This window comes from Stieleria marina (assembly GCA_007741555.1).
In the GTDB taxonomy this organism is placed as follows: domain Bacteria; phylum Planctomycetota; class Planctomycetia; order Pirellulales; family Pirellulaceae; genus K23-9.
The window spans coordinates 5,541,276-5,561,685 of sequence record CP036526.1; the positions used below are offsets into that span (position 1 = coordinate 5,541,276).

Sequence of the window (20,410 nt, forward strand, 5' to 3'; positions counted from 1 at the left end):
CGCGAGCCTGACTACGCAGAGAACGCGATTCCAAGAGTTCACAGGCTGCATTCGTTCACTACACCATCCTTGATGCAGTGACCATCGAAACAGACCACAACGGTCGCCACCGAAAAGGTGGCACAACCGTGGAGCTCCTGGTTTGAAGCGGGAATAAGAACTATTCTCCAAGACTGTCAACATCGATCAGCAGGCAATTTGACAAATATTTAAGTTGTCATTCGAAACTCAGTTTCACGCAATGAATGGCGGTACTGTAGGGGGGCCACGGCTCATGGGCAGTCGCCAAAGTTCTTAGACTAGCGATCTGCCCTTTGAAGCGGGAATCGTGCGTTTTTGTTGAACACGCTGCCCATGAAAACGCCGCGATCGAATTTGCCATTCGCTTCACTGCCAACCATTTCCTTCACTGCCAAATTGCCCGGCCGAAACATGCACGCCAATCGCAACATCACTCGAATCAATCGCCAGTCGACCGGCGGCTATCTTGTCAGGATTACTCGCAAGGGAAAGCTGCGCTCCAAATACTTTGCCGACGTCGACGGAGGCAAACGGAAAGCCCTCCAGGAAGCGCGTTTGTATCGTGACGAGCTTGAATCAAAAATGCGTGGCTACTCCAGCAAACAACTCGCCAAGAAAGAACGAGCCGACAACACGTCGGGCTACCCGGGAGTTCGCAAAGCAACCGAAGCAGATCCGCGCTGGCCGTCGAATCCTTGCTACAACTACTGGATCGCCCAGTGGAGCCCATCTAAAGGAGTTCGACGAACGCGTCGCTTTTCGGTGGAGAAGTATGGCGAAGAGGAAGCGTTTCGATTGGCGGTCCAAGCAAGGAAACGCGGTGTCGCGTCGATGGAGTAAATCGGACAAAAACAAGTCTCTTAAACCGGATAGTCCAGGCGACTGCAGTCACAAACCTGTTGTTTTGGAACTCGCTGTCACAGCGTCTGCAAGGCCAGACACAGCACTTTTGTGTTGCCGCGAATCAGCAATTGATTGCCGACAACAACCGGTGCTGCCCAACAGGGATAATTCAGTCGCGGCCATTCATCTTGGGCGTCGTGGAAATCCCATTCCGTGACGACATCCAATTTGTCGCGATTGGGTCGCACGACTTGCACCAAACCGCGTTCTTCTAAAACCAACAAATGATTATCCACTGCGGTGACTGACGACCGGATGCGACGCGAATCTTGCCATTTGACTTTGCCCGTTTCAAATTCAACGCATCGAAAATCACTGTCCGGTGCATTCCGACCACTGCAACCGTACAAATGCCCGTCAACCAAAATCGGGTTGGACCAGTGAACTCGCATCGCCTGTTTGCGACGATTGTTTGCCGGATCTTCCCACTGCACTTTGGCTGATTGCCCAGTGACCTTCAGGAGCACGCTGCCTAGTTCGTAGCACTCACTGATAAAAACAAGATCGCGATCAACAATCGGCACCATCGCGTTGACGCTTTCGTTGATCTCTGCGCGATGAAAATGTTTCCAACGCACGTTTCCCTGAGCAGGGTCGACCGCCAACAAATGGTCGCGTGCAAACAGCAGCACAAGCGTCTGGCCGCCAACTTTAATCGGACGAGGGCTGCTGTAGCTTGCCAAGTCATCGCCGCATTTCCAAACTTCGGTTCCGTCTTTGATCCGAAAAGCGACCATGGCTGATCCGTTGGGCGAAACCCGGTCCAGCCGTCCGGGCGCAATCTTCTGATCTTCCGCCGGGCTACCGCCCACCATCACGATCACCAAATCACCCAACACCAGAGGCGATCCACCCACACCAAAAAAGTTGGTCACCACACCATACTTCTCGCTCGTATCGACCGACCAAATCAGGGCACCGTCGGCACGTGAACGACAAGTCAACTGACCACCGACTCCCATCGTGACCACTTTGTCATCGACAAGCGTTGCACTCCCTCGCGGGCCGGTCTCGTAGCCGTACATATCGCGGTACGCCAACTCCTGCGTCTGAGTCCAACGAACGGCTCCCGTTTTCATGTCGATACAGCGAAGTCTCTCGGCAGTACCTTGGGGGGAATCGAAGTGGTAGTAGTTGCCGTCGGCATCAACCGATCCGATGCCGTAACCATCATCGACCGCTAACTGCCAAAGCAACTTGGGTTGAGCAGTCCAATCAATTTTCAGATCAGGCTGCGACGAAGCGGGAACCACGCCGTCATAGGTCTTTCCCAAAAAACGTGGCCAAGAATCGCGAACATGGCTGGCGTCCGAGGTGTCCGCGTTAGCAACCACGCTGCCCGAGTCAATTTCTTGCCCATTGCTCACGCGAGCCAGACCGCAAGTCGATATCATCGCGGCCGAGACCAACCAACACGACAAAGCACGCTGGGACAAAGCACGCTGGGACAAAGCACGCTGGGACAAAGCACGCTGGCTGGTCGTCCCCGGCGTGGAGAACGCTCGGTAGATCGCCTGAAAAAACGATTTGCAAAGCGACTGGCAAATTGACGCGTCAGGATCCCCCCAACACGGTTTGTTCAAAAACGGAACGCTTGAAAAAGGACCAAGTTGGGAATTCTTGTTCATTCAATTGTCGACCAAAGGACCTACGGAAGATTCAACTGTTAAAGTAGAACTATGAGCGACTTGTATATCAACGCACGACTAACGATCGCGGGCAATGAGTTTGAGTTTCTCCATGCGCGAAGCAGCGGCCCGGGCGGGCAGAATGTCAACAAGGTAAACACCAAGGTGACGCTGCGATGGTCGCCTAGTCAGTGCGAAGCGTTTCCCGAAGCGTGGCGAAATCGATTCGTTAAACGATTTCAAAATCGAATCAATCGCGAAGGCCAGGTCGTCCTGCATAGCGAAAGGTACCGTGATCGGCCTCGCAATATCGAAGACGCTCGGCAAAAGCTGGCCGACATGCTGCGGGAAACTCAATCGGCACCTAAAAAACGCAAGCCCACCAAGCCGACGCGCGGCAGCCAGCGCCGACGCATGGACAACAAAACGAAGCAGTCGCAAAAGAAGCAGAATCGCCAAAAGAACATTCGGCACGATTGAGCTAGCGAAAGTGTATTACGGAATCACCGACGCAATTTGACATTTGCATTCTGCCGCAGAATCCGTCGCTGGATCGAATTTCGATAAAACGTTTACGTCGCACCGGATCACAACCAAAACGCCATCGCTGTGTTTTGCTGCACCGTTAGATTGGCAAAACGGACAAGAAACCCCAATTATCGTTGGGATGTTCGTCTTTTCAAAAAGTCAAGCCGGATTGGAACGCCGTAATTCGCACCTGGATCCGCCGGGAAAGCTTCACTCGCAAAACGTCGCTGCTATAGTTGTCGGACGGGTTCCCGGTAGACATACGATCGACATAGTGCAAGATAGACAACGGCGAAGACGACCGACTCTCGGCACGGCACGCGATTAGTTGCCACGCAGTTTTCAGCCCGAGCTGTTTTGCCAACTGGCTCAACGGCGTGTAATGCCCCGATCTGCCGTTGCCTGAAGATTGATAACTTGCTGTTTCCAAGCAAACGGATTGACGAAGCGAATTTTGATGAAGCGAACTATGCACCTAGATGACATTCTTTCCGACTGGGATTTCAACCCTTCCACGTTGAACGTCCGGTTGACCAAGGGTAAAGATGGACGAGATGTCATTCAGATGCGCGTCGATCTGGGTATCATGCAGCTGGAAACGACTGGCCGTCCCGATGGACAGCCGATCGAAGAATGCGAAACGTACCTGGAATACTTGCAGAATCAAGTTCTGGGCGAACCCGACTTTCGCGTGACCGAAGAACAGTGCAACGAAATCGATCGTGAATTCATGCAGTTCTACCATCGACGAATCTGCTGGCTCCGTCTCCAGTATTACCACCGCGCTGTCATGGACGCCGACCATACGCTTCTGTTGATGGACCTTTGTGAAAAAGTAAGCGACGACGAAGAATGGAACGGCACGCACGAACAATACCGTCCGTTTGTCTTGTTTCATCGCACGCAAGCTTCTGCCCTTGGCGCCCTGGAAGAAAATTCTGGGGAAGAAGCCGTCCAAGAAATCAACCTGGGCTTGGAAACGATGCGTAAGTTCTTTTCCAAACACGAAGCCGAAGAACACTTTGAATCGGATGAACTAGTCGTCCGACTCTCTGAGCTTCGCGAATCGCTTCGCAATGAGTACGAAGTCGGACAGACTCTCAAGGAACGTTTGACCGAAGCCGTTGAACAGGAACAGTACGAATTGGCAGCGCAACTGCGCGACGAGCTGACCCGCCGAGAAATGAACTGAACGGGCTTTGCTGCTGTAACTTGGTAGGATCCAGTACGCATACTTCGTCGATTTCATAGCGAGCGTTAGTTTTTCATAACGTTCATTGCGCGTCACGGGTGCGTCCCAGCGAAATTCATCCCACGAGACGATTTCCCTTGCGAACCTATCGCCACACGCTCACGCTGCCCTTGATTGGCCCGGCTCGACTGGGTTCATCCCCATGGCTGTTGCATTTGCGCACCTTTGCGATCGTCGGGCAGTTGATGACGATCCTGGCTGCGGGTGTTTTGACAACGGTTCGATTGCCCTACACCCCTCTGCTTTCACTGGTCGGCCTGACGGCAGTGACCAACCTATTCTACGGGTTATGGCTACGACGGTTACTTGGCCGCGATGATGTCGATGCCAGCCATGTCGATGGCGAACCGCACGTGGCGCATTTCGTTTCCCTGACGTTGATGTTGCTGGACCTGATCACGCTCACAGCGATGCTGTATTTCAGCGGAGGCGCGGACAACCCGTTTAGTTTTTTTTACTTCGTGAATCTTGCGGTCGGCGGACTGATGATCCGCCCGCGGGCGGCTTGGTTGCTAACCCTGATGGCGGTCGTTGGTTACACATTCTTGCTGCAGTACTCGGTCCCGATCGAACAAATCAGCACGAACCGAATTGGTAGCGGATTCGATTTGCGTTCGGTAGGGTTGATGTTGGCCTTTGCCGCTTGCGCTTCCGTTGTGACGTACTTTGTCACGCGAACGTCCGGCGAACTCCAGCAACGCGAACGCCAGCTTCGCAAAACCCAGGCTCAGCAAGCAGCCAGCCATCGGCTAGAAGGCCTGACGACTTTGGCGGCCGGCGCAGCGCACGAATTGGCTACTCCGCTTTCGACCATCGACGTCATTGTTCGCGAACTATCGCGGCACCTCGATGACGTCGACAAACCGGAATCCGTCGACACCGATCTGAAATTGATTGACGGACAGCTGGAGATGTGCAAACAGATTCTGCAGCGGATGCGGAGCGCCGCGGGCGATTCCATGGCACAGCGATGGGACCGCACCACCGTGGGCGATTTGATTGATACGGTACTAGAAGGCATTCGTGACCCGCACCTAGTGGACGTGATCGATGCGAGCGAACGGGTCGAGAATCATCCGCTTTGGCTTCCGCAAGAGGCTCTGGCACAAGCGGTCCGCAATCTGGTCCATAATGGTTTGGACGCCAGCGGTCCCGACGGCCGCGTCAGCGTCGAATCGCAGATTGTTAATAATCGACTTCAGATTACGGTTAGCGACCAGGGACAGGGAATGAGCGCAGAAGTTCTTGCCCGCGCTAGCGACCCGTTCTTCACCACCAAAGAGCCGGGCCGAGGGATCGGGCTGGGATTATTTTTGACGCGAAACGTGGTGTCACAATTGGGTGGGTTGATCGATTTTAAATCACAAGTCGGGCAAGGTACGCGGGCAACGGTGATTTTGCCGCTCGACATGCGGCCACCCGAACCCGATTCTGCAAACTCCTAGACGGTTTGTGGCTACATCGCCGTTGAATTGGCCATAAAACGGCAGACAGTTCGGCAGTTGCTGCTAGAATGCGGCTGAATGATTGAGGATGGCTTCTGTTGAAACGATAAATGGTGCTGCAATGAGTGACGCGACGACAGACACAACAACGGTTTACAACACGACCGACGTGGGAGCGGACAGCATTTTGCTGGTTGACGACACACTGGTGCTTCGCGAACGCCTGTCCATGGCGATGGAACAACGCGGCTTTCGCGTCGAAACCGCTGGTAATTTCGATGAAGCGGTCGCGGTGTTCAACAAGAACCCAACCGATCTCGCAGTACTGGACCTCCGAATGCCAGGACGAACCGGGTTGGAACTACTGCGGCGGCTGTTACAGATGAAGCCGAACACGCGAATCATCATGCTGTCTGGATTTGGCAGTATCCCTGCATCCATTGATGCGGTTCGTGCCGGAGCCGTCAACTTCCTGAGCAAACCCGCCGATGCCGACGATATTCTGTCGGCTTTTCTACGGGGCGATGAACCCACCGTTCCCGATGGCGCCGTCGCTTTTCCTGCACCTTCGCTAGCCAGAAACGAATGGGAACACATTCATCGCGTGCTATCGGACTGCGGAAACAACATCAGCGAAGCGGCTCGCCGACTGGGGATCCATCGCCGATCTCTGCAACGAAAGCTTCGTAAACGTGCGCCAGAAGATCCAACGGTACCAGGTGCAGCCGAAGACGACGGCGCGGACGCCCCCGAAGCGTAACGTTGGCCCCGCCCAAGGTGATCGATTGGATTGCAGTTCGGGCAAGCTATGTGATTCGCTCTGATCTGCCATTGAGCAGACTGATACGCTAGTGCGTTCAAGAACGGAACGAAACGTTCTGCATTTCAGAAGCACTCCAATGGAACAACAATGAGAGTTCTCCTTGTTGAAGACGAATCGTTTGACGAGGAAGCGGTCCGTCGGTTAATGCCGAACGACACCACCATCCATTGTGTTCGCACGCTGCGTGACGCCGTTAAGATCGTCACGCAACAGTCATTCAATTTGATTTTGTTGGACTTAGGACTCCCCGACAGCTCCGGCCTCGATTCGTTTACGACGCTTCGCGATTCCGCGCCGCTGGTACCGATCGTCGTACTGACCGGCCTGGACGACGAACATCTTGCCGTGCTGGCGATTCGCGAAGGTGCTCAAGATTTTCTGGTCAAAGGCTATCTAGACTCGCGAGCCCTTCGATCGCTCGGTTTTGCGGTGGAGCGGGACAAGCTGACCAGCGATTTACTGCAAGAGCAAGCCAAGGCAACAGAGCTGGAAGGAGACTTGCGCAAACGGGAACAGGAACTGGCGCACATTAGCCGCGTCGCCCTCATGGGGGAGGTCACAGCCGAAATCGCGCATGAAATTAGCCAACCGCTGCAAGCGATCGCGAATTTGATGTCAACAATCGAAATGATCGCCCAAAAAGATCAGTCCACGCCGGCCTCCATTCCACCGGAGCTTTCCAAGCAGATCCATCTTGCGATTCAACTGGCGCAGAGAATTCTTTCGCGTACGCGCGGTTTCGTTCGTAAATCGGATGCCCAACGCGTATCGACCGACCTGGTCGAAATTGTTAAAGACACTCTTTTGTTCGTCGATTTCGAACGCAAGAAACACCGGATCGAACTTTCTCTCAATGCGTCTGACACGCCATTGAACGTCCTTGTCGATGGCGTGCAAATTCAACAGGTAATCGTCAACCTGCTACGCAACGCCACCGACGCCATCAATGAAGCGGCAAAAGAATCGGGCCCCATACAAACGCGGCAAATAGGGGTACGCTGCTTTCGCCGGGATCAACAGGTCGTCGTCGAAGTCGAAGACAGTGGCTCTGGAATTCAATTAGACGCGGAAGATCCATTCGCACCGTTTGTAACGACCAAACCTGACGGCCTGGGCATGGGACTGCCAATCTGCATGCGCATCATGCGCAGTCACGATGGACAGATCAAAGCGAAGAGCACTGAGAGTGGCACGATTATCGAAATCACACTCCCCGAGCACAGCCAATGAACTCTATTCCCAACATTGGCATCGTCGAAGACAACGATTCGGTGCGAGAGTCACTGCAGGCACTGGTCAAAGTCTGGGGCTACCATGCCTTTGCGTTTTCGTCCGCCGAAGAATTGCTGGCGTGCAAGGATCTTGATCGATTGGATTGTCTAATCCTGGACTTCAACCTGCCCGGTATCAACGCACAGGAACTGATCAGCGAACTCGACCAACTCGATCAAAGTGTTCCAACCATCGTGGTGAGCGGCACGATCGATGCGGCCAAAAGCACTCAACTGCACCAATCAGGCGTGATTGCCGTCCTGGGCAAACCCATTCCAGGCACCGAATTGATGGAACTGGTCAAAACGACTGTTTCCTAGTTAGCCGACTTTCTTTCTCGCGCCGCTCGATCGCACGCACTGAGAATTTGGGCCACTACATTTCGCAGAGGTGCAGAAACTCGCGTTATTCGATGGAGTACGGGGCCTGCACTCGCTTATAATGCTCGGCTTGGAATTTCCACTCGCAATAGAAGTCCGGCATGTTTCGAATTCGTTTGTTCATCGCGTTTCTTTTCGTCGCCATTCTCCCGGCGACCATCCAAGCCCAGATATCGATTCCGATGCCTGATATCGGCCGTTCCGTCAGAGAGAGCCAGGAACGCGCGGCACAAATGTCCAAGGAAATGGATGAGCGCATGAAGGAACTGCGCGAACGTACTCGGATGCCGGGGTTTCCGAGTGGTTTTCCCGGCGGATTTTCCGGCCCCGGACTGGGTCGATCCTCGATCGGGCGCCCAGGACAAGGTGTTAACGGACCAGCGGCGGGTGGCCAAACGACCGGGGCCGCTGGAATCGCGTCCCCCATCCCTCAGTCGATTCAATCTCGCGAACAACTGGAATCAGGCGGACTCAAACTGGCTCAAGGTGAGATCACCTATTCCAACGGAGAACGAATTTTAGTCCGTGGGGACGACGGTGAACCGATCGTTGGTCGCTTGCACGTCACCGTCGGCGACACGCAGATGGTTTTGATGCCAGACGGATTGCTGAAAACATTTCCCAAATCGGAAACACGACCAACGACCGAAAAATTTGTACCGCTGTCGATGAAAGCCATTGAAACAGCACTGCTCCAAGACCCCAAACTCAAAAACTTCAAGACTAAACGCAGCCGGCGATTTCTGTACGTCTACAACACCAGCGAGATCTTCGTTGACTCGACGCGGACGATCTTGGAATCGATGTATCCAGCCGTGCGCAAATATTTCAGTCGCTCCGGGATCGACATCCACGAACCCGAACTGCCACTGGTGATTATCGCATTCGCAACCGACGATCAGTTTCAAGACTACCGCCGCATGCCGCAGGGGGTGGTGGCCTACTACGACGGCATCAGCAACGCAGTGATGCTTTACGAACGCTCCAAACTTTCCGCTCACGCACCCGAGATCGCCGTCAAAAGTGCCATCTCGACGATTGCACACGAAGGCGCTCACCAGATTCTTCACAACATCGGCGTCCAGCAACGACTGTCCAAGTGGCCGATGTGGCTGAGCGAAGGCCTAGCAGAGTTTTATGCACCAACATCGGTACAGAAAGGCGTTCGCTGGAGCGGAATCGCTTCGACCAATCAGCTACGGATGATGGAAATCGAGCGAGAGTGGACAGCCAACCGAGTGTTAGGCACGGGAGCCACTGCCAATCGGGTGGCCGACGCCGACCAGCTCAGCTCGCTGGACTACGCCTATTCCTGGGCGCTAATTCACATGTTCTCACGGCGTCACCAAAAAGAACTCTTCGCGTGCATTCGGCAATGCAGCGAGCTCCGGCCACTCGACGGAACCGACTTGGTCAGCCAGCCAATCGCGACCTCCGCGGACGTCTTCGCAAAGCACTTTGGAAGCGACTACCAAGCCATAGAGCGAGAACTGCACAAACACCTGACAAGCCTCAACTACGTCGATCCAGTGAAGTCACAGACGCACTTCCTGGTCGTCGCCGATGGCCGTGTCACGTTGACCAGCTCGCCCGAGAAAGTCAAAGAAATCCAAAGGGCAACGCGATTTGGCCGTGCTCGAGTCCAGAAGTATGCCAACCGAACGCTGGCCGAACGAGCGATGGCCTCAATTACGAAATAGATTCGCTCACGAAATTAATCCGTTCGCGACAGAACCAAACGCTTTGCGCCAAAACGCTCAAAAGCCAGAGCGTTACCCGGCAATGCCGCAGCGGCGCGAATTACATCACGCTGAAGTAGTTGTCGCACGCAAAGTCCATGTACTCGTTTTTCAGCTCAATCGGCAAATCGTTGTACAAACAGTAGTTCTTGACCTGCAGCAACAAGTCACGCGGCTGACACATCCGCATCGGGCGATCGACCGGTTTAAAGTGCGTATCGATCAGATAGTCGATGCACTCCTTTCGGTAGGGCACCTTGGTCACCTTGCACATGATCTCGAATAGCTTGCGAAAATCGTCTTCAGGGGGATTCTCCGCTTCGATTTTGTAGGGAATCCGTCGCAAGAACGCGTCATCGACCAAATCCTTTGGCTCCAGGTTGGTACTGAAGACCACCAGCTGGTCAAAAGGCACTTGAATCTTCTTGCCGCTGACCATGTTCAAAAAGTCGTAGCGTTTTTCCAAAGGCACAATCCAACGGTTCAGAAGCTCGTCAACACGCATCTTTTGACGGCCAAAGTCATCAATCACCAGCGTTCCGCAGTTGCTTTTCAGCTGCAACGGAGCTTCGCTGATATTGCTTTCCGAATTGCACTGCACTTCCAGCATTTCCATCGTCAGTTCACCACCGGCAACAATCGTCGGACGCTCGATCCGCACCCAACGTTTGTCATAGCCGCCTATGTCCAACAAACCACTGCCTGCATCGGGCATGTTCATTTCGTGGTTCATCGGATCAAAAACACGCATCACATCGCCGTCCACATCGACCGCGGCCGGCACCCAGACATATTTCCCAAACGCACCGGTGACGCGTTCTGCGATTGACGTTTTTCCGTTTCCTGGAAACCCGAACAAGAACATTCCGCGGCCGCTGGCAACGGCGGGGCCGAGTTTTTCGAGCATCTTTGGATTGATCAGCAAGTCGCTAAAACAACGCAGCAAATCCTGACGCTTGGGATACTGCCCTTCGATCGTCTGCATTTTCACGCTCGCGATGTAGTCCTTCAGGGAGACAGGACACGCACCGAAATACGTCGAATCATTGGCGTGATTTCTCGCCACGTTTCGGCCGGTCTCCGTCAGCTGATAGACATAATCGTTTGTCGCTGTCGAACTCTTGTAGGCGACGTTTTGCTCCATTTTTAATCTCGCCATGACAGGTTCGACCATGCGGAACGGCAGCTTGACCTGATCGGCAATGCGCCGTCCTTCGCACTCTCCGATGTTCAACAAGTAGCGATAGATGATCGCTTCAAGCATCGATTCATTGGCTCCCGATTCCGCCAACGTATCGGGTTCTGCAGGCCGCCAAGGCTCATCACGCTCGGGCTTGAACCCCAAGGCCATCGGCAACTTTTTCGACGCTCTCAGGCCTTTCGTCGGCTCGGGCAGCTTCTCCTGTGATTCTGCGGGAGCAGCTGGTCGCGGTGCTTGTCGCCCTGGCTGCGCCACGCCGGAAACCGGCGGAGACGCGGGGGCACCTTGGGCGGGCCGAGGTTGAGCGGGCCTGGGCTGAGGCGGGGCCGACTGGGGCGGAGCAGGTCTAGGTGCGGCCGCCTGGGCGGGATTCTGGGGAGCAGGACTTTGTGCAGGGGGTCTCGGTGCTGCCTGCTGGGGAGCCGGTGCGTTTCCACCCGAATCGTCGCCGCTGAGGGACTGAATTCGCGAAATCAGAGCATCAAGTTGGCTGTCGGCCGCATTGGACGATGCGTTGGTTTGCTGGCTCATCGTGATTCCTTGGGGTGATGATTCAACTGCATCCTGCAGTTGGTCCGCGTCGGCTTAGAAGCACAAACCCTGATAGCGACACGTCAATGGAAACGCGTGCCGAAACAAACTTGCGCGGACAAAACAAGCTATCGGCGCAATCCTGACAGTTGGTCGTGCTTTCGTGATTCAACTGATTTGTTCCGAACCTGCGACATCTACCGGACAATGCGCGCCGTTTTCCCAGTCGTCAAACTTTCACGCCAAAGTGCACGTGCTCGAACCGGTTGCAGTCAGCGGTGACGGCGGAAACACGATCCAAAGACAAACGTAACAGTCGGCATACGACCGCGACAACTTTCAGCCACGTGCCCGTAACGACGCCGCAAACAATTCACAAAGCGGCGAATCGAACGAGCGTAGATCCGCGGACTGCCAGACAACCAAAAACGAAAGCCACACTTCTGCGTTTCTTCGTCGACTCAACTCTTCCTAACACACGCTTACGAAATAAAACTCAGCAGCAGATTTGAATCACACGAGATCCAAACGCAGAACTCAGACAACATTCAGCTCCAAACGCAAACACAAGTCACCAACTTCGATCGCGAAACAGTGCAACACGAAGGCAGCAGCAGTTGGATCGCACAAACAAATCGGAAATCAATCGCGAGCATTCCCTCGTGAATCACGACCTTTTCGCATGCGTGAAGTTTGTTTGCGGAGAAATCCATCGAATTTGCCCAAAGGCACTTGCAACCGATAGGTAAGAGCTCTATCTTTCGCCCCTCGCTGATGCGAAGCGTCGAACGTTTAACACTTTTGTTTCCCGATTTGATGTCCAGCGAGACGACAAGTTGTCGACCTAGAAAGTTTCAAACTTTCTTCACTGACCCGCTTGACGAAAGTTCGCTTGGCTCCTAAGTTACTGGACCAGTCGAGACAAGCCTTCAACGGCTTGCCTCGAAATTGATATTTGACAATTTGGTGATGAAACTCTGTTGAGTTCAGATTTGTGCGAGGTTGCTGTTTGGTTGCACTGATGATCTTCGGATCACATGCAGCACAAAACTAAATGGCGAATCGCTGTGACGGTTTACCGACCGTCACGGAGCAGAATCAGCTTTCGGTTTAAATTTGCTTTCTCCCGGTGAGACTTCGGTGTCACTGGTGAATCAATACAAAATTGAAGGGTTTGATCCTGGCTCAGAATGAACGTTGGCGGCGTGGATTAGGCATGCAAGTCGTACGAGAAGAAACCTTAGCTTGCTTTGGTTTCGGACAGTGGCGAAAGGGAGAGTAACGTGTGGTTACTTGCCCTCGAGTTCGGGATAGTAGCGGGAAACTGCTAGTAATACCGAATAATATCTTTGGATCAAAGGTGTGATTCCGCTCGAGGATAGGACCGCATACTATTAGCTTGTTGGTGAGGTAATGGCTCACCAAGGCCGCGATGGTTACCGGGTGTGAGAGCATGGCCCGGCTCACTGGGACTGAGACACTGCCCAGACACCTACGGGTGGCTGCAGTCGAGAATCTTTGGCAATGGGCGAAAGCCTGACCAAGCGACGCCGCGTGCGGGATGAAGGCCCTCGGGTTGTAAACCGCTGTCAGTTTGGAGGAATGGAGTGTGAAGAGCACTTCTTGACCGATATTCAGAGGAAGGACGGGCTAAGTTCGTGCCAGCAGCCGCGGTAAGACGAACCGTCCAAACGTTATTCGGTATCACTGGGCTTAAAGCGTGCGTAGGCGGCTTGGTAGGTGAGATGTGAAAGCCCACGGCTCAACCGTGGAATTGCGTTTCAAACCCCCAAGCTCGAGGAAGATAGGGGTGATGGGAACTTATGGTGGAGCGGTGAAATGCGTTGATATCATAGGGAACACCGGTGGCGAAGGCGCATCACTGGATCTTTTCTGACGCTGAGGCACGAAAGCTAGGGTAGCGAACGGGATTAGATACCCCGGTAGTCCTAGCTGTAAACGATGAACACTGGGTTGAGGGGACTTCCACATCCTCTCGGCCGTAGCGAAAGCGTTAAGTGTTCCGCCTGGGGAGTATGGTCGCAAGGCTGAAACTCAAAGGAATTGACGGGGGCTCACACAAGCGGTGGAGGATGTGGCTTAATTCGAGGCTACGCGAAGAACCTTATCCTAGACTTGACATGCTTGAGAATCCCTATGAAAATAGAGAGTGCCCTTCGGGGAGCTCTTGCACAGGTGCTGCATGGCTGTCGTCAGCTCGTGTCGTGAGATGTCGGGTTAAGTCCCTTAACGAGCGAAACCCTTATCTTTAGTTGCCAGCGGGTAATGCCGGGGACTCTAAAGAGACTGCCGGTGTCAAACCGGAGGAAGGTGGGGATGACGTCAAGTCCTCATGGCCTTTATGTCTAGGGCTGCACACGTCCTACAATGGTACGGACAAACGGAAGCAATACCGCGAGGTGGAGCAAATCCTAAAAACCGTACCTCAGTTCGGATTGCAGGCTGCAACTCGCCTGCATGAAGCCGGAATCGCTAGTAATCGTAGGTCAGCATACTACGGTGAATGTGTTCCTGAGCCTTGTACACACCGCCCGTCAAGCCACGAAAGTTGGGAGGGCCCGAAGTCGCTAAGCTAACAGTTTACTGAGGCAGGCGCCGAAGGTCAGCTCGACAATTGGGACTAAGTCGTAACAAGGTAGCCGTAGGGGAACCTGCGGCTGGATCACCTCCTTTCTAAGGATTCTTAGAATTAGGTTCTACCAGGTGACTGGTAAGATCCGAATCCGTGGACACAACTCTCGCACAAGAATTCAACAGACACAGTTCTTCGGAACTGATTCATCACTAAATATCAACGAAGACCTGCTTTGGACTGTCGCCAGCCAAAGCAGGTTTTTTCGTGCGCGCATATAATGACAGTTTTGCGCTCAAACAAGGTGTCACAACTCACCGGTTTCCGCACCGCCAAGTCCAGTACGCTGCACACTGGTTCTCAATTCGCACCCGCCGCCGTGTTCGGTCTCGCGACTGGTTCGTATTCACGAAATGCCAGCGTTGAGAAACACCGGTTGCTAAGCAAGGCGAAAAGCCGCTGCCGTGAATGCGTGACTTTACGAACGGGCAATCGACATGATGTCGACGGACATTCGTTTCGTGCCTCGCCCGATTCAGTGCCTCGCGCGATTCAATCGGGCAGCTGTCGTCCCGTTTTCAGACCGCACCAAATCTTGCTCGCGGATCCGGTCGCTAATCGCCATCTGCCAACATACAAGTGAGTTCGATTCGACACGTTCCACTTGCGTATTTCCGCAACTGAATTTGGAGCTAGAGGTGTTCGTTCTATTTAGCAGCCGATGCGGTCAGTAGAATTCGGCCATCTCACGTTTGCCTCGCTCACAGGCGAACACAAACCTTAGCACTTTGAAGCGGCGATTTGGCTGCTCGCTCTGTTTTGCTCGAACATCGTTACTGCGGCTGAGAGAGAAAGTGTTCCAAACCTTCCAATACACCGCTGGTCGCAGAGGCTTGGGCGACATGAAGCCGATTATCCCAAGCAGACGAACGATGTTTTTGCTGGACCTTTTCAATCAACGACGCGGAGGCATTTCCAACAACGATGCTGCGGTATCCAGCGGTCAACGCAGCTAGGTCGTTGCCCGAATCTCCGGAAAAGACAATCGACTGGCGATGGCAGCCGACATGCTTCGCCCACCAATCCAAAGCGGAAGCTTTGGAAACACCTCGAGGCAAAAGATCGATTAGTCCATCGCCAGTGAATGGGTCCACGCTGGCAATCATTTCGTAGGGAAGCTTCATTTCTGAAACCAAGTTTTGTAGCAAGCCTGCAGTCTTGTCCAAATGCTTGGCATCCGCGTAGAAACTGAGTTTGAATTCGCTCTGCTTTGATTCTTCCTGCTTTCGCAATCCGGCAATCTCTGAAAACGGCTCCAACAGCGCTGCAGTTCCGACCGTCGCTACGATCCGAGACAAGTGAGATCGGTATTCAGCAAGCAGATCATAATCGCCGCTTTCGCCACGATGATAAATCGCTGCGCCTACGTCGCAGATCACCCACATCGGAGCCGGCAGCTGATAAGTATCGATTGCATCGTTCACCAATGCGAAATCGCGCCCCGTGACATACACCAAATCGATCTGATGGCGATTCATTTGTTGCCCGAGCACAGCTAGGTCTCGGACATTGTCGGCATTTCCCTCGAGCGGGATGAACGTGCCGTCCATGTCCGTTGCCAACGTTGAAATGCGATGCTGATTCAAATCGTTTGCCTTAGACACGACGCAACCAGACATATTGGTAGGGATCGAGCTGAAGTGCGTCACTTGTCCCGTAGGTTCTGTCGGTCAAGACATCTTCAAAGAATCGCCCCAGCCCAGCCGTCCGTAGATAATTGCCGTCGATGGTTTGAATCTCTTCCGAAAAGTTCGCGGCGACAATCACGTGATGGCCGGCATTCATCCGAGCAAACACGACGATATGCGGATTTCCAGTCGAAATCAGCTTCATCGCTTGACCGGCAAAAGCAGGCTGCGATTTACGGACCGCAATCATTCGCTGCAGCGACCGATAGATACGCGTGCGAATCGAACCACTTCCCGATTCGATGTTGTCATCGAGCTCGTCCAAGAATTCCCACTGCATTTTGGGACGATGCACCCAGCGAGTATCACCGGCTTTGGCGGGGTCTTTTACAAACTCGTAATCATTCAGCATGCCCCATTCTTCGCCCAGATAGATCAACGGAATACCACCGATACTGAGCGTAATACTTTGCAGAAGCAGCATGCGCCGGATCCCCAGCTCTTTTTCTTCTTCCGAATCGTGCTCGATGCCAAGCTCAAGCCCAGCCAATGACGCCAACGTTCCTGCGATCCGCATGTCTCCGGTTTCGACATTCTCCTGAAACGGGACACCGCGGGCAAACGACCCTTCAAATTGCCCGGTGTAAAAGTCGTTCAAGAACTTTCGATGATCAAACGCGTTGATGCCGATAGCCGCCGCGTCCGCATCATCAAATGTCCAGCCAATATCGTCATGGCAACGCAGGTAGTTCACCCAAGCTGTGCCATCGGGCAATTTGTGACGATGACTGAGCGACCGGGTCAACAATCGAGTTTGCCGCGTCGCGAGTGACTCCCAAAGTAAAGCCATCAGAGTTGGGTTGTAAGAGATCTGGCATTCTTCTGGACTGACGTATTTTACGACGTCGTCGGGATGCACGATTGCTTCGGACTTGAACAGCAATCCAGGCGTGGCAATTCTGGCCAACAAGTTGTACGCCTGTATCATGCGGTGAGCTTCGGGCAAGTTTTCGCAACTTGTGCCCATGCGTTTCCAAATGAACGCCACAGCATCCAGCCGTAACATGTCGACGCCGGTATCCGCGATGAAGAACATTTCTTCCAGCATGGCACGAAAGACCGCGGGGTTTCCGTAGTTGAGGTCCCACTGAAAACTATTGAACGTCGTCCAAACCCACTGCTGCATGCCATCATGCCACGTGAAATTACCGCGGCGGACGGTCGGAAAAATCTCTCGCAGCGTTTGCTCGTATTGATCGGGCACTTCCCGGTCGGGAAAAATGTAATAGTACTGTTGAAATTCGCGATCGCCTGACTGCGCCAGCTTGGCCCACTGATGGTCATCGGATGTGTGGTTGAACACAAAATCCAACACCAGCGTGATTCCTGCAGCTCGAAGTTCGTCGGCCAACAGCTTTAGATCGTCGATGGTTCCCAATCGAGGGTCGACGCTGCGATAGTTACTGATCGCATATCCGCCATCATTGTCACCCGGACGAACGGCAAAAAGCGGCATCAGGTGGAGGTACGTGAGGCCGAGCTCTTTGAAATACCCAATCGTTTCACGCAGTCGGCCCAAGTTCTCGCTGAATAGATCAACGTATAAGGCGCCGCCGACGACTTTCTCTGACGCAAACCAATCGGGTTCGTTGATCCGATGCCGATCCACTTCGCGGAGAGATTCGGGGCGATTGATCCAAGCGGTCGCCGCCGTCGTCAGTATTTGCTCCAGATGATAAAAGAAGTCGTAGCGGCTACCGTAGAGCTCGTGAAGAATCTCGAACAGCGCGTACCAATATTCTTCCAGGCGGAGATTAAATTCCGTCCTTAGCGATTCATCCGCACCGCTGGCATCCCATACCGCATCCAGACGCGGCATCAATCTTTTCAACGACAGTTCACTTTCGAACCGCAGCGGTTGGGACGCGTGTGCCGCGCCGTTATTCGCTTTCGACTGCAGGTTCGATCCGATCATTCGGGATGACTATGTTTTCTAAGAATTGGTAGTAGTGAATGCCTTCGATAATCCCTCTCGCATGAGAAGCTTCGGCAAAATAGATCCGAGGACGCTTGCGAAGACGCTCGAGTTCTGGGCTGTAGTTGCCGACGACCACGCCCAAAGTGCGGCCAAGCAACATGCCAGCGTCATTGCCGGAGTCGCCCGCAACCAGCACATTATCCGGCGAAAAGCCCCATTTCCACAGCAAGTGCCGCATCGAAAGATCGCTCCCACCGCGGACCGGAATCACATCCAAATACATCCCCAATGACAACACAACTTTAGCACGCAACCCCGCTTCACGAAGTAACTTTTTCAAGTTGACTGAGGATGGCGTTCGGACAGGATCAATCTCGTAACTGAGTTTGAATTCAGATTGGTGGGATTCGGGTTGTCGGACCACGCCGGGGAGTGCGCACAGAATCGAATCAATCTCGGCTGGTTTCCAGGCGTAGCCAATCTGTTTTCGCCAGCTGAGATCAGGCGTTAATTTTTCACCGTAATGCAACTGCGTACCAGCATCGGTATCGATCAGGTCTGGCTGCGGCAATCCGAGCTCTTCGATCAGCGCTTTTGCACTATCCAATCGTCGTCCTGTCGCGATACCAAACCCAATGTTGTCGTGTTCGCGAATCAGTTCATTGAATTCAGAGAGCGCCTCGGGGTCCCCGGTCAATGTATTGTCCAAATCGGTAATGATTAGCCGATCAAATTCGGGCAGCCGCCGCTCTCGAGGGCGATCGACTAGAGCGGGCGTCGTCGTGTGTTTCAAAATGTCGTCCAAATCACGCAAATAGCGATTCGCATGATTACTCCATGCATAATGTCTACGCGTGCCATCAATTCCAGCTTGCGACCACTTTTGCCATTGCTCCGGTTCGGTCAGCGTTCGCAGTAGAGCGCGTTCGATTTCCTCCGAATCCAGCGGATCAATCAACAAACCATTTTCGCAATTGGCCACGATATCACTCGGGCCACCATCGTTGGTCGCGACAATGGGCAGACCGGTCGCTCCGGCTTCCAGCAAAGTCAAACCAAATGGTTCGGTCAGAGCAGGGTTGATAAACACTCCCTTCCCTTTGACGGCCCATCGGTACAAATCAGGTATATCACCAGGCGCATGCGACTTGGGATAAGCAACATGCCCATACAAATCGTACTTGTCGATTAGATAAATGACGTTGTTGAGCACCTGGGCTTGGGCCTTGGGAAGTGCCCGGATATCGTCGCGGCCCCCCATGATCATGACTAAGTTGGCGAGCTCGCGAAGTTGTGTGCTTTCGCCGTAGACCTGGACTAGTTTTTCTAGGTTTTTCCGTTCGTCCGGCCTCGCCAGTGTCAGAATTATCGGCTTGGAAGCATCCTGCAGAAAACGATCTAGCTCAGCGGCGATCGGCGGGTCTGGATCGCCCTCGGTCGGCGGTGAAAAGTGGGCAAGGTCCACTCCTGGTGGAATGACCTCCATCCGCGAAGGCACGTAGTGATCGTACAGTTCGTACTGATCTTTCACTTCTTGGCGGGTACTGGTGACGACCATCGAAGCGGTTTCCAAAGCGATCTCTTCGGATTCGATGCGGACACCAAACCTGTACTTCTTTTCCAGCGTCTCCTGGCTGGTCTTTCCCAACCCCAATCGCTGACGCTTGACGCGACCGAGCGAGTGTCCGGTAAAGATGTAAGGAATGTGCAGCAGTCGGGCCAGTTGTGCACCGGCCAGACCAGCATCGGCATAGTGGCCGTGAATAATATCGGGCAGCCCCGTTCGCCGAAAATGCACAAGAGTTTGGTCAACAAACATTTCCAGGTAGGGCCACAGTGCTTCTTTTTTCAGGTACCGCTTAGGACCAAATGGGATCCGCACAATCCGCGCATGCTTGCAGATGGGCTCTTCGATCATCGCATAGTCGCTCGACACTTTTGGATCGATGATCTGCCGAGTCAACAATTCGACTTCGCGCACGTTTTCGTGCGAAGCAAGTTCCTTGGCCAATTCCAACACGTATTTGACCTGCCCTCCGGTGTCAGCGTCGCAGCCGAGTTCCGCACCCTCGGCTCGAATCAGCCCATGCAAACTGATGAGCGTGATCTTCAGAGGTTCGCCTCGGTCCAATAAAACCATGTCTTGCTGTCCCTGCGATTCCGCAGGAGATCCTAAGTCAGTTGGAGATTTCAGTCGTAAGGTCGTCATGCTTACCCCTCCCATCGAAGAGATGAATCGTCCGGATCGTTTCCGGACCAACAACGGTTACCTGAATCAAAATTGGTAGCAGCATTATAAGTGTTGCTGACGCAGTCACGAATTTACGAAAGGCAATTAACTTGCCGTCAGAGCCACCTAATACCGGAAACGCGAAGCGCCTTCGTTACAAAACGCCCGCAAGCTACAATCGATTTGGTGATGTACAGC

The 20,410-nt window shown here is 53.5% G+C and carries 13 protein-coding genes and 1 rRNA gene; 9 read left to right on the top strand and 5 right to left on the bottom strand.

The annotated features are described in order from the left end of the window. The first annotated feature begins 354 nt into the window (after positions 1–354). Positions 355–861, top strand: coding sequence for an AP2/ERF family transcription factor (locus tag K239x_RS19645; protein WP_145419882.1), 507 nt, complete (start codon positions 355–357; stop codon positions 859–861). Between the two features lie 77 nt (positions 862–938). Here the strand turns inward: K239x_RS19645 and K239x_RS19650 are convergent, their stop codons facing one another. Beyond that, complete coding sequence (locus tag K239x_RS19650) at positions 939–2,552, bottom strand: PQQ-binding-like beta-propeller repeat protein (protein WP_419189180.1); 1,614 nt, start codon at positions 2,550–2,552, stop codon at positions 939–941. A 51-nt stretch (positions 2,553–2,603) separates the two neighbouring features. Between K239x_RS19650 and arfB the strand changes: the two genes are divergently transcribed. The 7 genes from arfB to K239x_RS19685 all read left to right on the top strand — a co-directional run bounded on the left by arfB (position 2,604) and on the right by K239x_RS19685 (position 9,952). After that, positions 2,604–3,032: an alternative ribosome rescue aminoacyl-tRNA hydrolase ArfB gene (gene arfB / locus K239x_RS19655; protein WP_145419883.1), complete on the top strand. Its 429-nt coding sequence runs from the start codon at positions 2,604–2,606 to the stop codon at positions 3,030–3,032. 505 nt (positions 3,033–3,537) lie between these two features. Further along, positions 3,538–4,272: a UvrB/UvrC motif-containing protein gene (locus K239x_RS19660; protein WP_145419884.1), complete on the top strand. Its 735-nt coding sequence runs from the start codon at positions 3,538–3,540 to the stop codon at positions 4,270–4,272. Positions 4,273–4,436: 164 nt separating this feature from the next. After that, positions 4,437–5,777 carry a sensor histidine kinase gene (locus K239x_RS19665; RefSeq protein WP_145422460.1) on the top strand — a complete coding sequence of 447 codons (1,341 nt, stop codon included), beginning with the start codon at positions 4,437–4,439 and terminating at the stop codon, positions 5,775–5,777. An 88-nt stretch (positions 5,778–5,865) separates the two neighbouring features. Next, a complete protein-coding gene (locus K239x_RS19670; protein ID WP_145419885.1) occupies positions 5,866–6,537 on the top strand; it encodes a response regulator transcription factor in 672 nt (223 codons plus the stop codon). A 150-nt stretch (positions 6,538–6,687) separates the two neighbouring features. Then, complete coding sequence (locus K239x_RS19675) at positions 6,688–7,830, top strand: sensor histidine kinase (protein WP_145419886.1); 1,143 nt, start codon at positions 6,688–6,690, stop codon at positions 7,828–7,830. Next, positions 7,827–8,192, top strand: a complete 366-nt coding sequence (locus K239x_RS19680; protein ID WP_145419887.1) for a response regulator — start codon at positions 7,827–7,829, stop codon at positions 8,190–8,192. The genes K239x_RS19675 and K239x_RS19680 overlap by 4 nt, the downstream gene beginning before the upstream one ends. Positions 8,193–8,353: 161 nt before the next feature. Then, positions 8,354–9,952, top strand: a complete 1,599-nt coding sequence (locus K239x_RS19685) for a DUF1570 domain-containing protein (RefSeq protein WP_419189181.1) — start codon at positions 8,354–8,356, stop codon at positions 9,950–9,952. A 100-nt stretch (positions 9,953–10,052) separates the two neighbouring features. Here K239x_RS19685 and K239x_RS19690 read toward each other — a convergent pair whose 3' ends face one another. Next, complete coding sequence (locus tag K239x_RS19690; RefSeq protein WP_419189182.1) at positions 10,053–11,723, bottom strand: ATP-binding protein; 1,671 nt, start codon at positions 11,721–11,723, stop codon at positions 10,053–10,055. Positions 11,724–12,885: 1,162 nt separating this feature from the next. Here K239x_RS19690 and K239x_RS19695 point away from each other — a divergent pair. Further along, positions 12,886–14,417 (top strand): 16S ribosomal RNA (locus K239x_RS19695). 732 nt (positions 14,418–15,149) lie between these two features. Here the strand turns inward: K239x_RS19695 and K239x_RS19700 are convergent. The 3 genes from K239x_RS19700 to K239x_RS19710 are packed head-to-tail and all read right to left on the bottom strand — an operon-like array spanning position 15,150 to position 20,191. Continuing rightward, positions 15,150–15,980, bottom strand: coding sequence for an HAD-IIB family hydrolase (locus K239x_RS19700; RefSeq protein WP_419189183.1), 831 nt, complete (start codon positions 15,978–15,980; stop codon positions 15,150–15,152). Continuing rightward, positions 15,973–17,979 (bottom strand): amylosucrase, encoded by a 2,007-nt coding sequence (locus tag K239x_RS19705; protein WP_145419889.1) that lies wholly within the window; start codon positions 17,977–17,979, stop codon positions 15,973–15,975. The genes K239x_RS19700 and K239x_RS19705 overlap by 8 nt, the downstream gene beginning before the upstream one ends. Continuing rightward, positions 17,945–20,191: an HAD-IIB family hydrolase gene (locus K239x_RS19710; protein ID WP_473163543.1), complete on the bottom strand. Its 2,247-nt coding sequence runs from the start codon at positions 20,189–20,191 to the stop codon at positions 17,945–17,947. Before K239x_RS19710 ends, K239x_RS19705 begins: the two co-directional genes overlap by 35 nt. Positions 20,192–20,410: the final 219 nt, after the last annotated feature.